At 66.0% G+C, this 20,067-nt stretch carries 20 protein-coding genes; 5 read left to right on the plus strand and 15 right to left on the minus strand.

Going from position 1 to position 20,067, the window contains the following annotated elements; translation table 11 throughout:
• The first annotated feature begins 96 nt into the window (after nt 1-96).
• A complete protein-coding gene (locus tag AC1DDA_RS17135; protein WP_476796638.1) occupies nt 97-1,758 on the plus strand; it encodes an L-lactate permease in 1,662 nt (553 codons plus the stop codon).
• A 42-nt stretch (nt 1,759-1,800) separates the two neighbouring features.
• Here AC1DDA_RS17135 and AC1DDA_RS17140 read toward each other — a convergent pair whose 3' ends face one another.
• The 7 genes from AC1DDA_RS17140 to sucC form a co-directional block, all read right to left on the minus strand.
• Nucleotides 1,801-2,205, minus strand: coding sequence for an MAPEG family protein (locus AC1DDA_RS17140; protein WP_441510355.1), 405 nt, complete (start codon nt 2,203-2,205; stop codon nt 1,801-1,803).
• Between the two features lie 84 nt (nt 2,206-2,289).
• Nucleotides 2,290-2,706: a VOC family protein gene (locus tag AC1DDA_RS17145; RefSeq protein ID WP_476796639.1), complete on the minus strand. Its 417-nt coding sequence runs from the start codon at nt 2,704-2,706 to the stop codon at nt 2,290-2,292.
• A gap of 63 nt (nt 2,707-2,769) precedes the next feature.
• Nucleotides 2,770-3,156 carry a hypothetical protein gene (locus AC1DDA_RS17150; RefSeq protein ID WP_476796640.1) on the minus strand — a complete coding sequence of 129 codons (387 nt, stop codon included), beginning with the start codon at nt 3,154-3,156 and terminating at the stop codon, nt 2,770-2,772.
• Between the two features lie 10 nt (nt 3,157-3,166).
• Nucleotides 3,167-4,396, minus strand: coding sequence for a 2-oxoglutarate dehydrogenase complex dihydrolipoyllysine-residue succinyltransferase (gene odhB, locus AC1DDA_RS17155; protein ID WP_476796641.1), 1,230 nt, complete (start codon nt 4,394-4,396; stop codon nt 3,167-3,169).
• A gap of 124 nt (nt 4,397-4,520) precedes the next feature.
• Nucleotides 4,521-7,478 carry a 2-oxoglutarate dehydrogenase E1 component gene (locus AC1DDA_RS17160; protein WP_441510359.1) on the minus strand — a complete coding sequence of 986 codons (2,958 nt, stop codon included), beginning with the start codon at nt 7,476-7,478 and terminating at the stop codon, nt 4,521-4,523.
• A gap of 180 nt (nt 7,479-7,658) precedes the next feature.
• Nucleotides 7,659-8,543: a succinate--CoA ligase subunit alpha gene (gene sucD / locus AC1DDA_RS17165; protein WP_441510360.1), complete on the minus strand. Its 885-nt coding sequence runs from the start codon at nt 8,541-8,543 to the stop codon at nt 7,659-7,661.
• Between the two features lie 9 nt (nt 8,544-8,552).
• Nucleotides 8,553-9,749: an ADP-forming succinate--CoA ligase subunit beta gene (gene sucC, locus AC1DDA_RS17170; protein ID WP_441510361.1), complete on the minus strand. Its 1,197-nt coding sequence runs from the start codon at nt 9,747-9,749 to the stop codon at nt 8,553-8,555.
• Nucleotides 9,750-9,925: 176 nt separating this feature from the next.
• Here sucC and AC1DDA_RS17175 point away from each other — a divergent pair, with 176 nt between their 5' ends.
• On the plus strand, nt 9,926-10,564 hold the full coding sequence (locus AC1DDA_RS17175) for a 2OG-Fe(II) oxygenase (protein WP_441510362.1): 639 nt from the start codon (nt 9,926-9,928) through the stop codon (nt 10,562-10,564).
• A 62-nt stretch (nt 10,565-10,626) separates the two neighbouring features.
• On the opposite strand, the gene mdh is transcribed toward AC1DDA_RS17175, so the two are convergent.
• The 7 genes from mdh to argH all read right to left on the minus strand — a co-directional run bounded on the left by mdh (nt 10,627) and on the right by argH (nt 17,844).
• Nucleotides 10,627-11,592 carry a malate dehydrogenase gene (gene mdh / locus AC1DDA_RS17180; protein WP_441472987.1) on the minus strand — a complete coding sequence of 322 codons (966 nt, stop codon included), beginning with the start codon at nt 11,590-11,592 and terminating at the stop codon, nt 10,627-10,629.
• A gap of 313 nt (nt 11,593-11,905) precedes the next feature.
• Entirely contained in the window at nt 11,906-12,505 is a 600-nt protein-coding gene (locus AC1DDA_RS17185; protein WP_441510363.1) for a TetR/AcrR family transcriptional regulator, read from the minus strand.
• A 2-nt stretch (nt 12,506-12,507) separates the two neighbouring features.
• Complete coding sequence (gene zapE, locus AC1DDA_RS17190) at nt 12,508-13,686, minus strand: cell division protein ZapE (RefSeq protein WP_476796642.1); 1,179 nt, start codon at nt 13,684-13,686, stop codon at nt 12,508-12,510.
• Between the two features lie 195 nt (nt 13,687-13,881).
• Nucleotides 13,882-14,712 carry an ABC transporter substrate-binding protein gene (locus AC1DDA_RS17195; protein WP_476796643.1) on the minus strand — a complete coding sequence of 277 codons (831 nt, stop codon included), beginning with the start codon at nt 14,710-14,712 and terminating at the stop codon, nt 13,882-13,884.
• A gap of 35 nt (nt 14,713-14,747) precedes the next feature.
• The gene (locus tag AC1DDA_RS17200; RefSeq protein ID WP_476796817.1) at nt 14,748-15,533 is read right to left on the minus strand and encodes an amino acid ABC transporter ATP-binding protein; all 786 of its coding nucleotides are present in this window, start codon (nt 15,531-15,533) and stop codon (nt 14,748-14,750) included.
• Between the two features lie 5 nt (nt 15,534-15,538).
• On the minus strand, nt 15,539-16,432 hold the full coding sequence (locus tag AC1DDA_RS17205; RefSeq protein ID WP_476780284.1) for an amino acid ABC transporter permease: 894 nt from the start codon (nt 16,430-16,432) through the stop codon (nt 15,539-15,541).
• Complete coding sequence (gene argH, locus AC1DDA_RS17210; protein ID WP_476796644.1) at nt 16,429-17,844, minus strand: argininosuccinate lyase; 1,416 nt, start codon at nt 17,842-17,844, stop codon at nt 16,429-16,431. Before argH ends, AC1DDA_RS17205 begins: the two co-directional genes overlap by 4 nt.
• Nucleotides 17,845-17,940: 96 nt before the next feature.
• On the opposite strand from argH, the gene AC1DDA_RS17215 reads away from it, so the two are divergent.
• From AC1DDA_RS17215 to AC1DDA_RS17225, 3 genes are read left to right on the plus strand one after another with little or no spacing between them, the layout of a single operon-like run.
• Nucleotides 17,941-18,864, plus strand: coding sequence for a LysR family transcriptional regulator (locus AC1DDA_RS17215; protein WP_476796645.1), 924 nt, complete (start codon nt 17,941-17,943; stop codon nt 18,862-18,864).
• 54 nt (nt 18,865-18,918) lie between these two features.
• The gene (locus AC1DDA_RS17220; RefSeq protein WP_441510370.1) at nt 18,919-19,305 is read left to right on the plus strand and encodes a SpoIIAA family protein; all 387 of its coding nucleotides are present in this window, start codon (nt 18,919-18,921) and stop codon (nt 19,303-19,305) included.
• Nucleotides 19,306-19,321: 16 nt separating this feature from the next.
• On the plus strand, nt 19,322-19,606 hold the full coding sequence (locus AC1DDA_RS17225; protein ID WP_476780281.1) for a DUF3175 domain-containing protein: 285 nt from the start codon (nt 19,322-19,324) through the stop codon (nt 19,604-19,606).
• A 255-nt stretch (nt 19,607-19,861) separates the two neighbouring features.
• Here AC1DDA_RS17225 and AC1DDA_RS17230 read toward each other — a convergent pair whose 3' ends face one another.
• Nucleotides 19,862-20,041, minus strand: a complete 180-nt coding sequence (locus AC1DDA_RS17230; RefSeq protein WP_476796818.1) for a hypothetical protein — start codon at nt 20,039-20,041, stop codon at nt 19,862-19,864.
• Between the last annotated feature and the right edge of the window lie 26 nt (nt 20,042-20,067).

The following is a 20,067-nucleotide window of genomic DNA, read 5'->3' on the forward strand; positions in this document are numbered from 1 at the left end:
ACCTATGAGCGCTTACTGCGCACAATCACGACAAAAGGAAGAAACGCCATTTGCTGAAACGCAATGCAGATGAGCCCACCGGAGGAGCACGCCGTCATGTGGAATCAGGTCTATGATCCATTCGGCAACAGCGCCCTGTCGACGCTCGCAGCCGTGCTACCCGTCGCCGTTCTGCTCGGTCTCATCGCCTCCAACGCCGTCAAGGCGCATATCGCCGCCGTCATCGCGCTCATCGTCGCCAATCTCGTCGCGATCTTTATCTTCACGATGCCGGCCGGCATGTCCTTGCGCGCCACCGTGCTCGGCGCTGTCACCGGCTTCTTCCCGATCGGCTGGATCGTCCTCAACGTCATCTTCCTCTATCGGCTGACGGTCGAGACAGGCGCCTTCAAGACCTTGCAGACCACGATCGGCGGCGTCACCGACGACCGGCGCATCCAGCTCCTGCTGATCGCTTTCGCCTTCGGTGCCTTCTTCGAGGGCGCGTCCGGCTTCGGCACACCGGTCGCCGTCACCGGCGCGATCCTGATAGGGCTCGGCTTCTCGCCGCTGGCCGCGTCGGGCCTCTCGCTCATCGCCAACACGGCGCCCGTCGCCTACGGCGCGCTGGGTACGCCGATCCAGGGCCTGAGCCAGGTCACCGGCATCGATCCCTTCCTGCTCGGCGCCATGGTCGGGCGGCAGCTGCCGTTCTTCTCCATGCTGGTGCCGTTCTGGCTAATCTGCGTCTTCGCCGGCTGGCGCGGCATGCTGCAGATCTGGCCGGCAGTCCTCGTCACCGGCGTTTCCTTCGCCGTGCCGCAATTCCTGATCTCGAACTTCATCAATCCCTGGATCGTCGATATCGGCGCCTCGCTCATCTCGATGGCCTGCCTGATCGGCTTCCTGAAGATCTGGAAGCCAAGGGAGGTCTGGACCTCACCCAAATTGCGCGGCCACGACGTCTCCGACGACGGCAGCCTGACGCCGCCCGCCGCCGCGGCGAGGCCGAGCTCGTCGCAAGTCTGGATGGCGCTGATGCCCTGGATCATCGTCTGCGTGATCCTGCTGATCTGGGGCACGGGCTGGTTCAAGAACGCGGTCAATCCCTGGGCAACCTGGAACTACGCCGTTCCCGATCTGCACAACATGATCAACAAGGTCGCGCCCGTCGCGGCCAAACCGACGCCAGAAGGAGCCATCTTCTCCTTCACCTGGCTCTCCTATACCGGCTCGGGCATGCTGATCGCGGCGATCCTCTCCGGCTTCGCCATGGGCTTCGGCCCCGGCAGGATGATCTCGGTCTATGGCAAGACGATCCGGCTCTGCGCCTACTCGCTGATCACCATCGCCGCCATGCTGGCGATCGGCACGCTGACACGGCTCTCCGGCATAGACGCCACGCTCGGCCTCGCCTTCGCCGGAACGGGGGTGTTGTATCCCTTCTTCGGCACACTGCTCGGCTGGCTGGGCGTCGCGCTGACGGGCTCCGACACCGCCTCGAACGTGCTCTTCGGCAATCTCCAGAGGGTCACCTCGGAGCAGCTCGGCCTCTCGCCGATCCTGATGGGCGCCGCGAACTCCTCCGGCGGCGTGATGGGCAAGATGATCGACGCCCAATCGATCGTCGTCGCCTCCACGGCGACCGGCTGGTTCGGCCATGAGGGTGTGATCCTGCGCTTCGTCTTCTGGCATTCCATCGCGCTGGCGAGCCTGGTCGGCGGCTTCGTGATGCTGCAGGCCTATGTCCATCCCTTCTCGGCGATGGTCGTGAAATAGCGTCGCGGGGCGCGGCCGCCATCGACGCCGCGCGCCGTCCGTTCAGCCCAGCAGGCGCGACAGCATCATGACGAGACCGACGAACGAGGCGACCCAGACGAGGGTGCGCAGCACCGGGACGCCGGCAGCATAGAGTGCGACATAGACCACCCGCGCGGCGAGATAGATCCAGGCGCCCGTCGCAGCGCTGCCGCCCGCCTTGCCGGTGATCGTGAGCGCCAGCGCCAGCGCGACGAAGGCCGGATAGGTTTCAAGCAGATTGTCTAGCGCCCGCTTGAGCCGCCGCGAGACGATGTTCTGCGGCTCACGCCGCTCATCGCGCGGACTGAAGAGATAGCCGGGCCCGAGATCGGCGGATGTCCCCGCCTGTAGAACGACTTGCACGAGCAGGAGCACCACGCTCCAGCCGAGAACAGTGATTTCAGTGGTCATGGGAAGTGCTGTCATGGCTCCCTCCAGCCTGGGGAAGAGAAGGATGACAGCTTGTCCGGCTGAGGCCAATCCGGCCGGAAAAGCAAAGGTCGGTATCGGCTATAGCGGCGCGTTGAAGGCCCAGACATGGCCGAAGGGATCGCGCAGGCGGCCATAGCGGGCGCCCCAGAACACGTCGCTCGCCGGCATGAACACGTCGGCGCCGGCGGCCTCGGCTTTCGCGAGGGCAGCGTCGACATCAGCCGGCGCGGGCAGGTTGATGCTGATGGCCACGCCCGTACCCTTCAGGCTCGTCGGCGCCGTGACATGGCCGCCGAATTCGGGGAACTCGTCATGCAGCATGATCTCGCCGCCAAACAGGGCGAGATTGGCATGCATCACCCTGACGCCGTCTTCGGCCAACGCCTTGAAGGTGCATTCGGCATCAAACGCCTTCTCGTAGAAGGCGATCGCGTCAGCACCGCCCCTGACGCAAAGATGTGGCTGGATCGATGGAGGATTGGGTCCGAAAGCCATGTGCCGTCCCCTGCCCGGGCTGAACGATCAGATCAGATCGTACACCACAACGCATCACCTCGATCATCGATGCGGCGGCGCAAACCGTGACAGCCCCATTGGTACGAGGGCTGCGAGGCCAATGATGTCAGCATACACGATCTTCGTGATGGCGGGTCCATAGCCACCGACCATCAGCGCGATCGCGATGAAGCTCGCCATGCTTGCCGCGGCAGCAAGTCCCACCGCACCGCGCAGCCCGGGACGGAGCACCGCCGCAAGCAGCAGCAGGCCCAGAATCCCGAACAAAACCGCGCGATGTCGCAGCAGTATCTCAAGATCGGGCGACGTGATCTCGAAACCATAGAGAGAACGCAGCCAGTCGACACCGGCTGCGCCCATGACAGGTAGCAGATTGACAATCCCGGCCAAGGCAAGGCCGCCAGCGACGAGCTTTGCCGGGATCATCATGCGGCCGGTCTCAGAGATCCAGCACGAGGCGCGCCGGGTCTTCGAGGCCTTCCTTGACGCGGACGAGGAAGGTCACCGCTTCCTTGCCGTCGATGATGCGGTGGTCGTAGCTCACAGCCAGATACATCATCGGGCGGATCTCGATCTTGCCGCCGACCACGACCGGACGCTCCTGGATCTTGTGCATGCCCAGGATCGCCGATTGCGGCGCGTTCAGGATCGGAGTGGACATCAGCGAGCCATAGACGCCGCCGTTCGAGATCGTGAAGGTGCCGCCCTGCATCTCCTCGATCTTGAGCTGGCCATCGCGGGCCTTCTTGCCGAACTCGCCGATCTTCTTCTCGACACCGGCGATCGAAAGCATGTCCGCATCGCGCACCACCGGAACCACCAGGCCCTTCTCGGTGCCGACCGCGACGCCGATATGGTAGTAGTTCTTGTAGATGATGTCGGTGCCGTCGATCTCGGCATTCACAGCCGGGATCTCCTTCAGCGCCTGGACGCAGGCCTTCACGAAGAAGCCCATGAAGCCGAGCTTCACGCCGTGCTTCTTCTCGAACACGTCCTTGTACTGGTTGCGCAGCGCCATGACGTTGGTCATGTCGACCTCGTTGAAGGTCGTCAGCATCGCGGCGTTGGCCTGGGCTTCCTTGAGGCGGCGCGCGATGGTCTGGCGCAGCTTCGTCATCTTGACGCGCTCTTCGCGCGAGGCGTCGTCCGGCGCCGACGGAGCGCGGACCTGAACCGGGGCGGGAGCCGCCGCAGGCGCAGCGCCGACGCCGGTCGCGATCGCGGCGAGCATGTCGCCCTTGGTGACGCGGCCATCCTTGCCCGAAGCCAGGACCGACGAGGCGTTGATGCCGCTCTCGGCGGCGAGACGCGCCACGGCCGGGCCGGAATCCGCAGCCTTGGTCGCAGCCGCCTTCGGCGCCTCGGCGGCCGGAGCGGCAGCGGCGGGCTTGGCCTCCGCCTTCGGAGCGGGCGCCGCAGCGGCAGCAGCGCCGCCATCGGCGATCGAGCCGAGCAGCGCGTTGACGCCGACCGTCTCGCCTTCCTTGGCAACGATCTCGCCGAGCACGCCGGCGGCCGGGGCATTGACCTCCAGCGTGACCTTGTCGGTCTCCAGCTCGACGAGAGGCTCGTCGGCCTTTACCGCCTCGCCCGGCTTCTTGAACCACTTGCCGATCGTGGCCTCGGAAACGGATTCGCCGAGGGTGGGTACGCGGATTTCGGTCGCCATGTCAGGCCTCTGTTGTCTCGTTCTCTGGCGGTCGGTTCGGCATCGGCTGAAGCCCGGGAGCGGCCTTCAGGCGCCGATGCGGCATCGAACCCGGCAACACCGAAGCGGTGCCGCCGGGGGGTGATCAGGCCGCGAAGGCCTCGTCGAGGAAAGCGTTGAGCTGCGCGGTGTGCTTCGACATCAGGCCGGTCGCGGTCGCGGCCGAGGCCGGGCGGCCGACATAGCGCGGCCGCTTCGACTTGGAGCCGGCATGGCCGAGGACCCATTCGAGATAGGGCTCGACGAAGGTCCAGGAGCCCATGTTCTTCGGCTCCTCCTGGCACCAGACCACGTCGGCGGCCTTGAAGCGGGCGAGCTCCTGCGCCAGCGTCTTCAGCGGGAACGGATAAAGCTGCTCGACGCGCATCAGATAGACGTCGTCGACACCCCGCTTCTCGCGCTCCTCCAGCAGATCGTAATAGACCTTGCCGGTGCAGAGCACGACGCGGCGGATCTTCGAGTCCTTGACCAGCTTGGTGGTCGACTTGCCGCGCTCGGCGTCATCATGCAGCACGCGGTGGAAGGTCGAGCCTTCGGCCAGTTCACCGAGGTCGGAGACGCAGCGCTTGTGGCGCAGCAGCGACTTCGGCGTCATCAGGATCAGCGGCTTGCGGAAGTCGCGCTTCAGCTGACGGCGCAGGATGTGGAAGTAGCTCGCCGGCGTCGAGCAGTTCGCGACCTGCATGTTGTCCTCGGCGCACATCTGCAGGAAGCGCTCGAGGCGGGCGGAGGAATGCTCCGGCCCCTGGCCCTCATAGCCATGCGGCAGCAGGCAGACGAGGCCGGACATGCGCAGCCACTTGCGCTCGCCCGAGGAGATGAACTGGTCGAACACCACCTGCGCACCATTGGCGAAGTCGCCGAACTGCGCCTCCCACATCGTCAGCGCGTTCGGCTCCGACAGGGTGTAGCCGTATTCGAAGCCGAGCACCGCCTCTTCCGAGAGCATCGAGTTGATGACCTCGTAGCGGGCCTGCTCCTCGCGGATATGGTTCAGCGAGGTGTGGCGCGCCTCGGTTTCCTGGTCGATCAGGACGGAGTGGCGCTGCGAGAAGGTGCCGCGCTCGCAATCCTGGCCGGAGAGACGGACCGGGTTGCCGTCGAGCAGCAGCGAACCGAAGGCCAGCGCCTCGGCGGTCGCCCAGTCGATGCCCTCGCCCGCCTCGACCGCCTTCTTGCGGTTGTCGAGGAAGCGCTGGATCGTGCGATGCACGTTGAAGCCGGCCGGAACCGCCGTGATCTTCTCGGTGATCTCCTTGAGCACCGCCGCCGGCACGCCGGTGGCGCCGCGGCGCGGATCGTCCTCATCGGCGCGGATCGCCTTCATGCCGGCCCAGCGGCCGTCGAGCCAGTCGGCCTTGTTCGGCTTGAAGGCTTGCCCGGCGTCGAACTCGACCTCGAGCTTGGCCTTCCAGGCCGCGCGCATCTCGTCGAGCTCGCCGGCGTTGATGACGCCCTCGGCCTCGAGCTTGGCAGCGTAGAGTTCCAGCGTGGTCTTGTGACCGCGGATCTTGCGGTACATCAGCGGCTGGGTGAAGCCCGGCTCGTCGCCCTCGTTATGGCCGAAGCGGCGATAGCAGAACATGTCGATCACGACCGGCTTGTGGAATTTCTGCCGGAATTCGATCGCGACCTTGGCGGCGAAGACCACCGCTTCCGGGTCGTCGCCGTTCACATGGAAGACCGGCGCCTCGACCATCTTCGCCACATCCGACGGATAGGGCGAGGAGCGCGAATAGCGCGGATAGGTGGTGAAGCCGATCTGGTTGTTGATGATGAAGTGCAGCGAGCCGCCGGTGCGATGGCCCTTCAGGCCCGACAGACCCAGGCACTCCGCCACGACGCCCTGGCCGGCGAAGGCCGCGTCGCCATGGATCAGCAGCGGCAGCACCTTCGAACGCTCGACGATGTCGCCGAATTGATCCTGCTTGGCGCGCACCTTGCCGAGCACGACGGGGTCGACGATCTCGAGATGCGAAGGGTTGGCGGTCAGCGAGACATGGACGTTGTTGCCGTCGAACTCGCGGTCGCTGGAGGCACCGAGATGGTACTTCACGTCGCCCGAGCCCTCGACGTCATCAGGCGCGAAGGAACCGCCCTTGAACTCGTGGAAGAGCGCGCGGTGCGGCTTGCCGAGCACCTGGGTCAGCACGTTGAGGCGGCCGCGATGGGCCATGCCGAAGACGATGTCGCGCACGCCGAGCGCGCCGCCGCGCTTGATGATCTGTTCCAGCGCCGGAACGAGCGCCTCGCCGCCGTCGAGACCGAAGCGTTTGGTGCCGGTGAATTTGAGGTCGAGGAACTTCTCGAAACCCTCGGTCTCGACCAGCTTGTTGACGATCGCCTTCTTGCCTTCCTTGGTGAAGGCGATCTCCTTGTCCGGCCCCTCGATCCGCTCCTGCAGCCAGGCCTTCTGCTCGGGGTCGGAGATGTGCATGAACTCGATGCCGACCGTGCCGCAATAGGTCCGCTGCAGCACCGCGACCATCTCGCGGACGGTGGCGAACTCCATGCCGAGCACGTTGTCGATGAAGATCTTGCGGTCGAGATCGGCCTCGCCGAAGCCGAAGGCGGTCGGCGACAGCTCTTCGCGATCGTTGCGGCTCTCGATGCCAAGCGGGTCGAGCTTGGCATGGAGATGGCCGCGCATGCGATAGGCGCGGATCAGCATGATCGCGCGCACGGAATCGCGGGTCGCCTGCTGGACATCGGCCGGCGAGAGCACCGTTCCGGCGGCCTTTGCCTTGGCGCCGAGCTTGTCGGAGACGACCTTCTCGACCACGGCCCAGTTGCCGTCGAGCGCGGAGATCAGCTCGCCATTGGCGACGACCGGCCAGTTCGGCTTCTTCCAGGAGGCGCCCTTGGCGTTCTCCAGCACCGACTGCTTGTCGTCCTGCAGCGCGCCGAAGAAGCTCTGCCACTGCTCGTCGACCGACTTGGGGTCGGCCTCGTAGCGGGCGTAGAGGTCCTCGATATAGGCTGCGTTGCCGCCGTAGAGGAACCCGGTCTGTGCGAGAGCCTCGTTGATATCCTGGCGAGCCATGATGCTCCTGCCTTCCTTCACCGCTTGCGACATGTCCGAACCCTTGCCCGGACATCCATTAATTTGCCGTCATGGTCGGCCTTGAGCCGACCATCTCATGCCGTTTTGCCGTCGCCTCCTCCGGGACGAGATGGTCGGGGCAAGCCCGACCATGACGTGCGCCGGCGAGGCTTCAGGGGTTCAGCCCTTCAACACCTCGACCAAGGTCTTTCCAAGGCGCGCCGGCGAGGGCGAGACCCGGATGCCGGCCGCTTCCATCGCCGCGATCTTGTCCTCGGCGCCGCCCTTGCCGCCCGAGATGATCGCGCCGGCATGGCCCATGCGGCGGCCGGGAGGAGCCGTGCGGCCGGCGATGAAGCCGACCATCGGCTTCTTGCGGCCGCGCTTCGCCTCGTCCTTGATGAACTGGGCCGCGTCCTCTTCGGCCGAGCCACCGATCTCGCCGATCATGACGATCGACTCGGTCTTGTCGTCGGCCAGGAACATCTCGAGCATGTCGATGAACTCGGTGCCCTTGACCGGGTCGCCGCCGATGCCGACCGCGGTCGTCTGACCGAGGCCCTCGCGGGTGGTCTGGAACACCGCCTCATAGGTCAGCGTGCCCGACCGCGAGACGATGCCCACCGAGCCGGGCTTGAAGATGTTGGCCGGCATGATGCCGATCTTCGACTCGCCCGCCGTGACGACGCCCGGGCAGTTCGGCCCGATCAGCCGCGACTTCGAGCCCGAGAGCGAGCGCTTGACCTTGACCATGTCGAGCACCGGGATGCCCTCGGTGATGCAGATGATCAGCGGGATCTCGGCGTCGATCGCCTCGCAGATCGCGTCCGCGGCGCCCGGGGGCGGAACGTAGACGACGGAGGCGGTGGCGCCGGTCTTGTCGCGGGCCTCGGCGACCGTGTCGAAGACGGGCAGGCCGAGATGGACCGAGCCGCCCTTACCCGGCGAGGTGCCGCCGACCATCTGCGTGCCGTAGGCGATCGCCTGCTCGGAGTGGAAGGTCCCGTTCTTGCCGGTGAAGCCCTGGGTGATGACCTTGGTGTTCTTGTCGATCAGGATGGACATGTCTGCTCCTCAGGCCTTCTTGACCGCGGCGACGATCTTCTGCGCGGCGTCGTCGAGGTCATCGGCGGGAATGACGTTGAGGCCGGAGTCGCGGATGATCGTCTTGCCTTCCTCGACATTCGTGCCTTCGAGGCGCACGACCAGCGGAACCTGAAGGCCGACCGCCTTCACCGCGGCGATGACGCCGCGCGCGATGACGTCGCACTTCATGATGCCACCGAAGATGTTGACCAGGATGCCCTTCACCTTCGGATCGGCAGTGATGATCTTGAACGCCGCCGTCACCTTCTCTTCCGAGGCGCCGCCGCCGACGTCCAGGAAGTTCGCCGGGCTTTCCCCATAGAGCTGGATGATGTCGAGCGTCGCCATGGCGAGGCCGGCGCCGTTGACCATGCAGCCGATCGTGCCGTCGAGCGCGATATAGGCGAGGTCGTACTTCGAGGCCTCGATCTCCTTCTCATCCTCTTCCGTGATGTCGCGCAGGGCAACGATCTCGGGATGGCGGTAGAGCGAGTTGGAGTCGAACGAGATCTTGGCGTCGAGGCACTTGATCTGACCCTGCGTCGTCACGATCAGCGGGTTGATCTCCAGCATGTCCATGTCCTTGGCGATGAACGCCGCATAGATCTGGCTGAGAACGGTGCCGGCCTGCTTGGCGAGGTCGCCGGAGAGGCCGAGGATGCGGGCCATGGAGCGGCCGTGATGCGGCATGATCCCGGTCGCGGGATCGACCGAGAAGGTCTCGATCTTCTCGGGCGTGTCATGAGCCACAGCCTCGATGTCCATGCCGCCTTCGGTCGAGATGACGAAGGCAACGCGCGAGGTCTCGCGGTCGACCAGCGCCGAGAGGTAGAACTCCTTCTCGATGTCCGAGCCGTCCTCGATATAGAGGCGGTTGACCTGCTTGCCGGTCTCGCCGGTCTGCGCGGTCACCAGCGTGTTGCCGAGCATTTCCTTGGCGTGGGACTCGACCTCTTCGACCGACTTGGCCAGGCGCACGCCGCCCTTGGCTTCGGCGGGCAGTTCCTTGAACTTTCCCTTGCCGCGGCCGCCGGCGTGGATCTGCGACTTCACCACGTAAAGCGGCCCCGGAAGCTTCTTGGCGGCCTCGACCGCCTCCGCCACCGTTAGTGCCGGGAAGCCGGCCGAAACGGGCGCGCCGAACTCCTTGAGGATGGCTTTGCCCTGGTATTCGTGGATATTCATCCGGTAGCTCCTGACTGGGCTTTGGAAAATGAAGGGCCGGAACCGGGCACCGTACCCCATCGGATCGAAGACGGCGAAACCCCGGCGCGAGCGCCCCTCGCGGCCGATTGCGTGGCCGAGGATTTCGATGATAGGACGGAGCAATCAGACTGAAGATCTGACTGGAGGATCAACCTATGCCGATGTCGTATTCCTGCATCAACATCGATTCCGTTCGCTCCGCGCGCACCGAGCGAGAACCCTACAACTACTTGGTCGCCGGCAACGTCATCTTGCCGGGCGCTGTCGACAGCTTGCGCAGCGATTTCCCCGACATCCGTGAATCGGGCTACCATCCCGAGGAAGATCTCGACCGGCATGGCGCCTTCGCGAAACTCCTCGAAGAGATGAAGGGCCGGGAGATGTCCGAGATCGTCTCCGAGAAGCTCGACATCGACCTCGTCGACAAGCCGAAGATGATCACGATCCGCAAGGTCTCCGCCGCGAAGGATGGACGCATCCACACCGACAGCGAATCGAAGATCGCGACCCTGCTGGTCTACCTCAACGACGCCTGGCAGGACTCGCCCGCCGGACGCCTGCGGGTGCTCTACAACGGCACCGACTTCGAGAACATGAAGGAGGAGATCAGCCCGGTCACCGGCTCGCTCTTCGCGTTCCGTCGCGCGGACAACTCCTGGCACGGGCACACATCCTTCGTCGGCGAGCGGCGCGTCGTCCAGATGACCTGGCTCCGGAGCCAGGCCGACGTCGAGCGCAAGAAGAGCCGCGGCTCCTTCACCCACATGGTCAAGAAGGTGCTGCACCTCGGGTGACGGCCGCAGCCGTCCCCCGATAGTCTGCTGCCTATGTGCCTGCGCCCGGCGCATCGCTCGCCTTAGCCGGCCAGCGACGCGTCGACGCCCTTGCAGGCGTCGACCAGGCCCTGCACCGAGGCGACCGACTTCGCCAGCATCTCCTTCTCGGCGCCATTGAGGCGGATCTTCACGACCCGTTCGACACCCTTGGCGCCGATGACCACCGGCACGCCGACGAACATGTCCTTCACGCCGTACTGGCCCTTGAGATAGGCCGCGGCCGGCAGGACGCGCTTCTGGTCCTTGAGGTAGCTCTCCGCCATCGCGATGGCGGAAGCCGCCGGCGCATAGAAGGCCGAGCCGGTCTTGAGCAGGTTGACGATCTCGCCGCCGCCCTTGCGGGTGCGCTCGACGATGGCGTCCAGCTTCTCCTGCGTCGTCCACTTCATCTTGACGAGGTCCGGCAGCGGGATGCCGGCGACGCCGGAGTAGCGGACCAGCGGCACCATGTCGTCGCCATGGCCGCCGAGCACGAAGGCCGAGACGTCCTTGACCGAGACCTGGAACTCCTCGGCGAGGAAGTGGCGGAAGCGGGCGGAGTCGAGCACGCCGGCCATGCCGCAGATCATGTTCGGCTTGATGCCGGAGAACTTCTGGAGCGCCCAGACCATGGCGTCGAGCGGGTTGGTGATGCAGATCACGAAGGCCTTCGGCGCGTACTGCTTGATGCCCTCGCCGACCGACTTCATCACCTTGAGGTTGATGCCGATCAGGTCGTCGCGGCTCATGCCGGGCTTGCGCGGCACGCCGGCGGTGACGATCACGACGTCGGCGCCCTTGATGTCCTCATAGGAGTTCGTGCCCTTGTAGCCGGCGTCGAAGCCGTCGACCGGAGCGGACTCGGCGATATCGAGGCCCTTGCCCTGCGGGATGCCCTCGGCGATGTCGAACAGGACGACGTCCCCCAGTTCCTTGAGGCCGGCGAGGTGGGCGAGCGTGCCGCCGATCTGGCCGGAGCCGATGAGGGCGATCTTCTTACGGGCCATTGCCTAGTCCTTTTGTTTCTGGCGCTACCATCGAGACCGGCCGCTGCCGGCTTCGACATTCACAATGCCTTGGCTCTGCGACTGGCCGGCGGGCCGGCCGAAGCGTGCGTTCCTTTGGCCCAAACCGGGCTTTTGCCGCAACCCTTGCCCAAAAAGCGGCTTTTCTCGGGCATTGCAGGCAGACCGGACGGTAGCGCAGCGCCAAGCTCGATTTTTCAACGACTTATCGGAGAAGGCTTCGCGCGCTCGGTTCCATTTGGGACAAAGGCCACAAGTTACAACATACATATATTGTAATTCGTAACCAGATTATTCACACGATCCCGCTGCCGAGCACCCGCAGGATCACCCGGATCAGGGTGGACAGCCGCGTATCCACCGAGGCCTGCGGCACGTCGGCTTCCAGCGCCAGCGAGGCGGGATGAATGAAGCGGTTCGTCGCATCGATGACGAAGGCGACGGCGCGCTCGCGGTCCCGCGGCTCGAAGACGCCCGTCGCGACCCCTTCGTCGACGACGCGCTCGAACAGGGCCCTCACCCGCGTGCGGTTGCGCCGGCTGATGGCATGACGCTTGGCGACCGCAAGCGACAACGCCGCGAAGAGATGCGGGTCCTCCTGCAACAGGTCGCGATTGGCCTTGGCCAGCGCCAGGATCAGGCGTTCGAGCTTGTCGTCGGCCGGGTCGGGGCCGTCGGCGACGTCGGCGAGCCTGCGCTCGGTCGCCTTCAGCCAGACATCGACGACAGCATCGATCAGCGCCACGCGGGAGGGAAAGTAGCGGTAGACATTGGCATGGGTCATGCCCGCCTCTTCCGCCACGGCGACGACGGTGAAGCGCTTCAGCCCGAACTTGCGCAGATGCTCGCTGGCGACCGAAAGGATGCGGGTCTCGCTCGGCTCGCGCTGGGGCATGTTCAGGTCTCTACAAGCCCGGTGGTGTCGCCGCTCGCCGCCGAGTCCGGCCTGCCATGCGGGAGGGCCAGATAATCCTCCGAGCGCATCTCGATCAGCCGTGAGACCGTGCGGTCGAACTCGAAGGCCTCGCGCCCCTGCCTCGCATGGTAGAGTTCATGCGGCTCGGCCGCTGCCGAAGCGACGAGCTTCACATGGTGCTCATAGAGCGTGTCGATCAGGATGATGAAGCGCTTGGCCTCGTTGCGCCGATCGAAATTGAGGATCGGAATATCGTCGAGTACCAGCGTGTGGAAGCGCTGCGCCAGCGCGATGTAGTCGGAGGCGCCATAGGCCTGGCTGCACAGATCGCCGAAACCCGCCCGGGCTACGCCACCCGCCGCCTGCGGCAGGACAAGCTCGTGGCCTTGCACGGGCAGCGCTGTCCGGTGCCCTTGCGCCACGCCCGAGAGCGCCTTGAAGGCCGCATCGAGGGCGGCCCTGGCCTTCGCATCGGCGGGCACATGGTAGACCGGCGCGCCGCCGAGCTTCTCCAGCCGGAAATCCGTGCGGGAGTCGAGCTTGAGCACCTCGACCTTGGTCTGCAGCAGCGCGATGAACGGTAGGAAGAGCGCCCGGTTGAGGCCGCCCTCATAGAGCCGCGACGGCTCGACATTCGATGTCGCGACCACGACGATCCCGGCTGCGAACAGCGCCGTGAACAGCCGCCCGAGGATCATCGCATCGGCGATGTCGGTGACCGTGAACTCGTCGAAGCAGAGCAGATAGGCTTCGTCCGCGAGATCCGCCGCAACCGGAGCGATCGGGTCGGAATCCTTGACCTCGCCGCTCTTGATCTTCTGGCGATAGGCGTTGATGCGAACGTGAACGTCGGCGAGGAATTCGTGGAAATGCACGCGGCGCTTGCGCTTCACCGGCGCGGCCTCGAAGAACATGTCCATCAGCATGGTCTTGCCGCGGCCGACCGAGCCCCAGATATAGAGCCCCTTCGGCGCCTGCGCGGTATCCGGCTTCTTGCCGAAGAGCCACCCCAGCGCGCTGCCCTTGCGGGCGAGGCGGCGGGCGGCAAGCGTCTCCGTCAGCGCCTCGAGTTTCTTCACCGCCGCCACCTGCGCCGGATCGCGCTCGATGGCGCCCGCCTCGACCAGGGCGGCGTAACGGTCGGTGATCGAGGCTGACATGGCGGCGTGCGGGGAGCGATCCAGGATAGACCTGACCGGGTTACGGCAGCGCGGCCGCCCGGGCAAGCCCATCCGATGCCAGGCGAGGATGAGCCGGCGGGGCGGCCGATACGAAAATCCCGGCGCGGGCGGACCCGGCCGGGATGATTGTCGTCGAGATCGCCAGAGCTGCTGCGCCCCCGATCAAAAGGCGGCTTACTCGCCCTTGTTGACCGTGATCGGCTTGATCGCGTTGTCGGGCAGACCGTACTTTTGGATCAGCGCGTCATAGGTGCCGTTCGCCTGCAGGCGGTCGAGCGCCGCCTTGACGGCGTCGCGCAGCTGCGTGCCCTCAGCCGTCTTGGCGAAGGGAATGCCGGCGAGCGAGTGGGTGAAGGGCTTGCCCAGCGGGATATAGGTGTTGGGCTCAAGCTTCTGGAAATGGCTCATCGTTTCGCTGCCCTGGACGCCGCCCTGCAGGCGCTGCGTCTTGAGCTGGGTGCGGGCGTCGACCGAGCCCTCGGTGCCGACCACGTTGATCGCCGGCTTGCCCTTGGCGACGCAATTCGCCTCGCTCCACTCGCCGATCTGGCGCGGCCAGTTGGTCGAGCGGCTGGCGCCGACGCTCTTGCCGCAGAGGTCTTCCGGGGTCTTGATCGTGTCCTTGAAGGCCGTGACCGTGTAGAATTGCGCGCCGGAATCCATGTAATCGACGAAATCGGCGCTTTCGCGCCGCGCCGGCAGGTCGCTCATCCCTGCCATCACCGCATCGACGCGGCCGGTCTGCAGCGAGGGCAGCATCTGGGCGAAGGCGGTCTCCTGCCACTCGACCTTGAGGCCGAGCTCCTTGGCGATGGCCTCGCCCAGCTCGATGTCGAAGCCGGCGAGCTGGTTGGTCGCCACGTCCTTGTAGGCGATCGGCGGATAGTTCGGCTGGGTCGCAATCACGATCTTGCCGGCGGTCTTGATGCGGTCCGGCAGGGCCTGGGCCTGCGCGGCGAGCGCGGTGCCGGCGAGCAGTGCCGCGGCAATGGTCAAACGAAGCATGGGTCTCTCCCTCTAGTGAACTGTTTCCGCAGCCGTCACTTCAGGACGGCGGCGATGAAGTCGCGCGTGCGCGCCTGCTTGGGCGCGACGAGAACGGTCTGTGGCGGACCCTGCTCGACGATCTCGCCCTTGTCCATGAACACGACGTCGCCTGCCACCTCGCGGGCGAAGCCGAGTTCATGCGTGACCACGATCATGGTCATGCCGGAGGCCGCAAGATCGCGCATCACGCCCAGCACCTCGCCGACGAGTTCCGGATCGAGCGCCGAGGTCGGCTCGTCGAACAGCATCAGCTTGGGCTTCATCGCCAGGGCGCGGGCGATGGCGATGCGCTGCTGCTGCCCGCCCGAAAGCTCGCTCGGATAGGAATCGCGCTTCTCGGCGAGCCCGACCCGCTCCAGCAGCGCCGTCGCTTCGGCGACGATCTCCTTGCGCGGCCGCTTCAGCACGGTCAGCGGCCCCTCGATGATGTTCTGCAGCGCGGTCATGTGGTTGAACAGGTTGAAGCGCTGGAAGACCATGCCGGTGACGAGGCGCTGGCGCGCGATCTCGACATCGTTCAGCTCGTGCAGCTCGTCGCCGACGCGGCGATAGCCGATCAGCTCGCCATCGACGCGGATCGCGCCCTGATCGATCTTCTCGAGCTGGTTGATGCAGCGCAGCAGCGTCGATTTGCCCGAGCCCGACGGCCCGATGATGCACTGGACCATGCCGGGCTCGATCGAGAGCGAGACGTCGTTCAACGCCTTCAACTCGCCGAAGAACTTGCTGACGTTCGCAATCGTGACGATCGCGTTGTCGCTCATGGCCGTGTTCGCCATCGCGTTCATGCCGATTGCTCCTGCACCGCCGCGCGCTTGGTGCGCCGCCCTCCCCGCCCCTTCGAGAAGTGGCGTTCGAGGAAATACTGTCCGATCTGCAGCAGCGTGACCACGAGCAGATACCAGCCGGCAGCGACGATCAGCAGCTCGATGACCCGGGCATTGGCATAGTAGATCGTCTGAGCATTGCGCAGGATCTCCGCGTACTGGATCACGCTCGCCACCGAGGTCAGCTTGACCATGCTGATCACCTCGTTGCCGACCGGCGGGATGATGACGCGCATCGCCTGCGGCAGCACGATCCGGCGCAGCGTCGTCAGCCGGGTCATGCCGATCGCCTTGGCGGCCTCGGTCTGCCCCTGGTCGACGGAGAGGATGCCGCCGCGCACCACCTCCGCCGTATAGGCGCCCTGGTTCATGCCGAGCCCGAGCAGCGTCGCCATGAACGGCCCGATGATGTCGATGGTGCGCCAGGAGAACAGGCCGGGGATGCCGATGGTCGGGAAGACCAGCGCCAGATTGAACCAGATCAGGAGCTGCAGCAGCAGCGGCGTGCCGCGGAAGAACCAGATATAGAACAGCGCCACGCTGCGCAGCACCGGGTTCGGCGACATGTACATGATGGCGAAGATCACGCCGAGCACGACGCCGAGCGTCATCGCACAGACCGTCATGATCAGCGTGTTGCCGAGGCCGGCGATGATGGCGGGCGCGGTGAAGAACTGCCGGACCACCGGCCAGGCGATGTCGCCCTCGACGAAGGCCATCACCAGCCAGGCGAGGATGGCGAGGATGATCGCCGAGGCGACCCAGCGCCCGTAGAAACGCCGCGGCACGATCCTGAGATGCGAGACCTGGGCGAGATCGCGGCTGCTGATCGGCGAAGTGGCGGCGCTCATCGGCCCGTCTCCCGGCTCCAGGTTTCGAGGGCGGCGAGCTTGCCGCGGAAGCGGTCGATCTGCTCGCGCACGCGGTCGGGCGCCGTGCCGCCATGGCCGCTGCGCGCAGCGACCGCGGCGTCGAGCGTCAGATGGTCGAGCACGCCGGCATCGAGGCGCGGATCGACCGCCCTGAGATCGACAGCGTCGAGCGACTCCAGCTCCCGGCCCAATTCCTCGCAATAGCGCACCAGCGCCCCCGTGATCTCATGCGCCTCGGCGAAAGGCACGCCGTTGCGGGCGAGATAGTCAGCCACCTCGGTCGCCAACGCAAAGCCGGAACCGGCCTGAGCGCGCATCGTCCCGGCGTCGGCGCTCATGCTGGCGATCAGCCCGGCGAAGGCCGGCAATACCTCTTCCAGCACGTCGACGGCATCGAAAGCGGCGCGCTTGTCCTCGGCGAGATCGCGGTTATAGGAAAGCGGCAGCCCCTTCAACGCCCCGAGCATGGCGACGAGGTCGCCGGTCAGCCGTGCCGCCCGGCCGCGCGAGATTTCCGCGATGTCCGGGTTCTTCTTCTGCGGCATGATCGAGGAGCCGGTGGCGAAGGCGTCGTCCAGCGTCACCCAGGCGAATTGCCTGGAGGCCCAGAGCGTCACCTCCTCGGCGAGACGCGACAGGTTGGTCGTCAGCATGGCCGCGACGAACAGGAACTCCGCGACATGGTCGCGCGCGCCGACCGCGTCGACCGAATTCTCGAACGGCCCGTCATAGCCGAGCGCCTTGGCGCTGAGCTCGGGATTGAGCGTGATCGCGGAACCGGCAAGCGCCGCCGCCCCGAGCGGGGATTGGCCGGAGCGCTTCTCCCAGTCGGTCAGGCGAGAGGCGTCGCGCATCAGCACCTGGCCGTGCGCCATCAGCCAATGGCCGAAGGTGACCGGCTGCGCGCTCTGGAGATGCGTGAAGCCGGGGCTGACCGAGGCCGCATGCAACTCGGCCTGGTCGGCGATCGCGGTCAGCAGCTCGGCCAGCATGCCCGCCAGCGATCGCGACTTGGCCCGCAGATAGAGCTTGAGGTTGTTGGCGGCCTGGTCGTTGCGCGAGCGTCCGGCACGCAACTTGGCGCCGGTCGAGCCGATCCGCTCGGTCAGGATGCGCTCGATGAAAGTGTGAACGTCCTCGTCCTGCGGGCCGGGAGCGATCCGCCCCTCGACCGTATCCTGCGCGATCGCATCGAGCGCGGTCAGGATGGTGTCGAGCTCCTGCGCCGTGAGCAGCCCGGCGCGGGCCAATTCGGCCGCATGCGCCTTGCCGCCCGCGACATCCTGCGGCACCAGCCTCGCGTGCTCGCCGGCCGCGCTCGACAGCTTCATCAGCCGCGGATCCGGCGGCTTGCGGAAGCGTCCGCCCCACAGGCGGGTCGTCTGGTTCATGATGCTGGCTCCTCCCGTTAGGGAAGAATGGCCTCTTGACCGAAAGCCCGGCAAACGAAACGATCTCCGCAGAGATAGTCTAAAAAGGAATACCCCATGGCCGCGGGCCGGGCTCCTCCGTCATCGACCGCGCTGCGGGCCTTCACCACGGTTGCGCGCCTGGGATCGACCGCTCGCGCCGCGCTGGTCGTCAACCTGACCCAGAGTGCCGTCTCAAAGCAGATCCTGTCGCTGGAGCACCATCTCGGCACCGTGCTGTTCGACCGTAGCCCGCTCGGCCTCAAGCTCACCGAGGCCGGAGCGATTTATCTGCCCTATGCCGAAGCCGCGCTGGAGCAGATGGAGCGAGGCGCCAGGCGCCTCGCCGAGCGCAGCGCCATTGCCCGGCCGATCCGCCTGCACATGATCGCGATCGCCGGTGAGCGCTGGCTGATGGCCCGCTTTCCCGCCTTCGCGGCAGCGCATCCCGGTGTCGACGTCCAGTTCACCAACTATGTGAGCGAGAGCGAGACCGAGGAGCCGGATATCGAGATCTCTCACGGCGTCCCCCCCTGGCCCGACAGGGAGGCCCACTATCTTTTCGGCCGCGATGTCGCCCTCGTCGCCGCGCCCGGCCTCGTCGAGCGCATGGGGGGCTTTCGCCGCCCCGCCGACATTCAGAAGATGACGCTGCTGCAGCACTTCCAGATGCCAACCTTCTGGGCCGAGTTCACCGAGACCCACGACCTGCGCGGCGCGGTGCCTGAGCATACTGTGCGCTACGGCTACTATTCCGTCATCATCAGCGCCGCAGTCGCGGGGTTGGGGGTCGCGCTGACGCCGCGCTGTTACGTGGCGGACGAGTTGGCCTCGGGCGCGCTCGTCAACCCGCTCGGACTCGGCTTCACCAGTGCGACGGGCTGCTGGCTCATCCGCCCGTTGGGCCAGCCGCAACGCCCCGGCCTCGATGAATTCGTCGGGTGGCTGCGCTCCGAAGCCGCGCGGTTCGATGCCGCCACCCGTGGATTCTCAGCCGCCTGATCATCGGGCGAAACTTCCGCTCTTGCCCCGCGTTGTCTGGAGCAAGGAGGAGTCATGTTAACGATCCTGCCCGCCCCGGACCATGTCGGCGCCTACCGCCTGTCGCAGACGCTGACCAGCGACGATCTCGACGGGATCATGGCCGATATCGACGCGAAGCTCGCACGGCACGAGAAAGTCGGCATCCTCGCCGACCTCACCGATTTCACCGATATGACCTTGGCTGCCGCCTGGAAGGATGCGCGCTACAGCCTCGGCAAGCTCTGGGAGCTGCAACGCTTCCCGCGCGAGGCGGTGATCACCGACAGGGGCTGGCTTGCCGCCTTCGTCGACCTGCTCAATCCGGCGATCCCCTTCGTGACTGTTCGCACCTTCAAGCCGGAGGAGTACGAGACCGCATTGACCTGGGCCGGTGACATCGAGGGCGGACCAAACGCCTGACCGACAGGAGGACGCCATGCTCGTCCACAAGCACAGATGGTCGGCCGATATCACAAGCCGGAGCAACGCGCTCGATTTCGAGAAAGCCGTGTTCACGCGTGGCGATCCGCGCCAGATCGCGCGCTCGCTGAAGCGGTCGGCCGAGCACAGCCGCCGGCGCAAATCGGGCCCGTATCGCTCGGCGATGTCGATGCTCACCTTCTACATCAACCGCGCCGGCCGGAAACTGCCGGCCGAGCGCCGCAGGACTCTGGAAGCGGCCAAGCACAGCTTGCGCCGCCTCTTCCACCGAGAGGGCTGAAGCGCCTGCCGTCGCCCTTCAGGGGCTCGACCTGAAGGCCGGTTCTCATGGCGCCTTGCCTCCCTTGCGCGCCGGATCATGCGAGTGGTGGCTGTCGCGTTCGCCGCCGCCACCCGAAACGCGAGCGTGCCGCCGGTCATCGGCAGGTGGTTTGCGGATGTCCGGCGGCTTCTTCGCGTTCTCATGCGATGAGCCGGGGCCGCCGTGCCGGATGGTCTGCGGCGCCTTGGTCGAGGTCGACGTTCGGCAACCTCCTCAACGATCCTGTTGCAGACCCTGATGGGTCGTGTTGATGCGGGTATTGCCCTGCTGGCCCTGCTGATCAGGCTGGCTCGGTCGGCGCTCGCCACCTCTGGCGCTGCGCAGATCGCGCTCGGCATGATCCGGCTCGCCCGGACCCTCGTCGCTTCGATTGGCCGGCGGGATGGGCGGCATCTTGCTCACGACGACCTCCTCTGGCT

Source organism: Allobosea sp. 10N428, from assembly GCF_056394545.1.

Excerpts from the sequence above, each read along its gene's own strand:
- AC1DDA_RS17135 (WP_476796638.1), top strand. The coding sequence starts at position 97 with ATGTGGAATCAGGTCTATGATCCATTCGGCAACAGCGCCCTGTCGACG.
- AC1DDA_RS17140 (WP_441510355.1), bottom strand. The coding sequence starts at position 2,205 with ATGACAGCACTTCCCATGACCACTGAAATCACTGTTCTCGGCTGGAGC.
- AC1DDA_RS17145 (WP_476796639.1), bottom strand. The coding sequence starts at position 2,706 with ATGGCTTTCGGACCCAATCCTCCATCGATCCAGCCACATCTTTGCGTC.
- AC1DDA_RS17150 (WP_476796640.1), bottom strand. The coding sequence starts at position 3,156 with ATGATGATCCCGGCAAAGCTCGTCGCTGGCGGCCTTGCCTTGGCCGGG.
- odhB (WP_476796641.1), bottom strand. The coding sequence starts at position 4,396 with ATGGCGACCGAAATCCGCGTACCCACCCTCGGCGAATCCGTTTCCGAG.
- AC1DDA_RS17160 (WP_441510359.1), bottom strand. The coding sequence starts at position 7,478 with ATGGCTCGCCAGGATATCAACGAGGCTCTCGCACAGACCGGGTTCCTC.
- sucD (WP_441510360.1), bottom strand. The coding sequence starts at position 8,543 with ATGTCCATCCTGATCGACAAGAACACCAAGGTCATCACCCAGGGCTTC.
- sucC (WP_441510361.1), bottom strand. The coding sequence starts at position 9,749 with ATGAATATCCACGAATACCAGGGCAAAGCCATCCTCAAGGAGTTCGGC.
- AC1DDA_RS17175 (WP_441510362.1), top strand. The coding sequence starts at position 9,926 with ATGCCGATGTCGTATTCCTGCATCAACATCGATTCCGTTCGCTCCGCG.
- mdh (WP_441472987.1), bottom strand. The coding sequence starts at position 11,592 with ATGGCCCGTAAGAAGATCGCCCTCATCGGCTCCGGCCAGATCGGCGGC.
- AC1DDA_RS17185 (WP_441510363.1), bottom strand. The coding sequence starts at position 12,505 with ATGCCCCAGCGCGAGCCGAGCGAGACCCGCATCCTTTCGGTCGCCAGC.
- zapE (WP_476796642.1), bottom strand. The coding sequence starts at position 13,686 with ATGTCAGCCTCGATCACCGACCGTTACGCCGCCCTGGTCGAGGCGGGC.
- AC1DDA_RS17195 (WP_476796643.1), bottom strand. The coding sequence starts at position 14,712 with ATGCTTCGTTTGACCATTGCCGCGGCACTGCTCGCCGGCACCGCGCTC.
- AC1DDA_RS17200 (WP_476796817.1), bottom strand. The coding sequence starts at position 15,533 with ATGGCGAACACGGCCATGAGCGACAACGCGATCGTCACGATTGCGAAC.
- AC1DDA_RS17205 (WP_476780284.1), bottom strand. The coding sequence starts at position 16,432 with ATGAGCGCCGCCACTTCGCCGATCAGCAGCCGCGATCTCGCCCAGGTC.
- argH (WP_476796644.1), bottom strand. The coding sequence starts at position 17,844 with ATGAACCAGACGACCCGCCTGTGGGGCGGACGCTTCCGCAAGCCGCCG.
- AC1DDA_RS17215 (WP_476796645.1), top strand. The coding sequence starts at position 17,941 with ATGGCCGCGGGCCGGGCTCCTCCGTCATCGACCGCGCTGCGGGCCTTC.
- AC1DDA_RS17220 (WP_441510370.1), top strand. The coding sequence starts at position 18,919 with ATGTTAACGATCCTGCCCGCCCCGGACCATGTCGGCGCCTACCGCCTG.
- AC1DDA_RS17225 (WP_476780281.1), top strand. The coding sequence starts at position 19,322 with ATGCTCGTCCACAAGCACAGATGGTCGGCCGATATCACAAGCCGGAGC.
- AC1DDA_RS17230 (WP_476796818.1), bottom strand. The coding sequence starts at position 20,041 with ATGCCGCCCATCCCGCCGGCCAATCGAAGCGACGAGGGTCCGGGCGAG.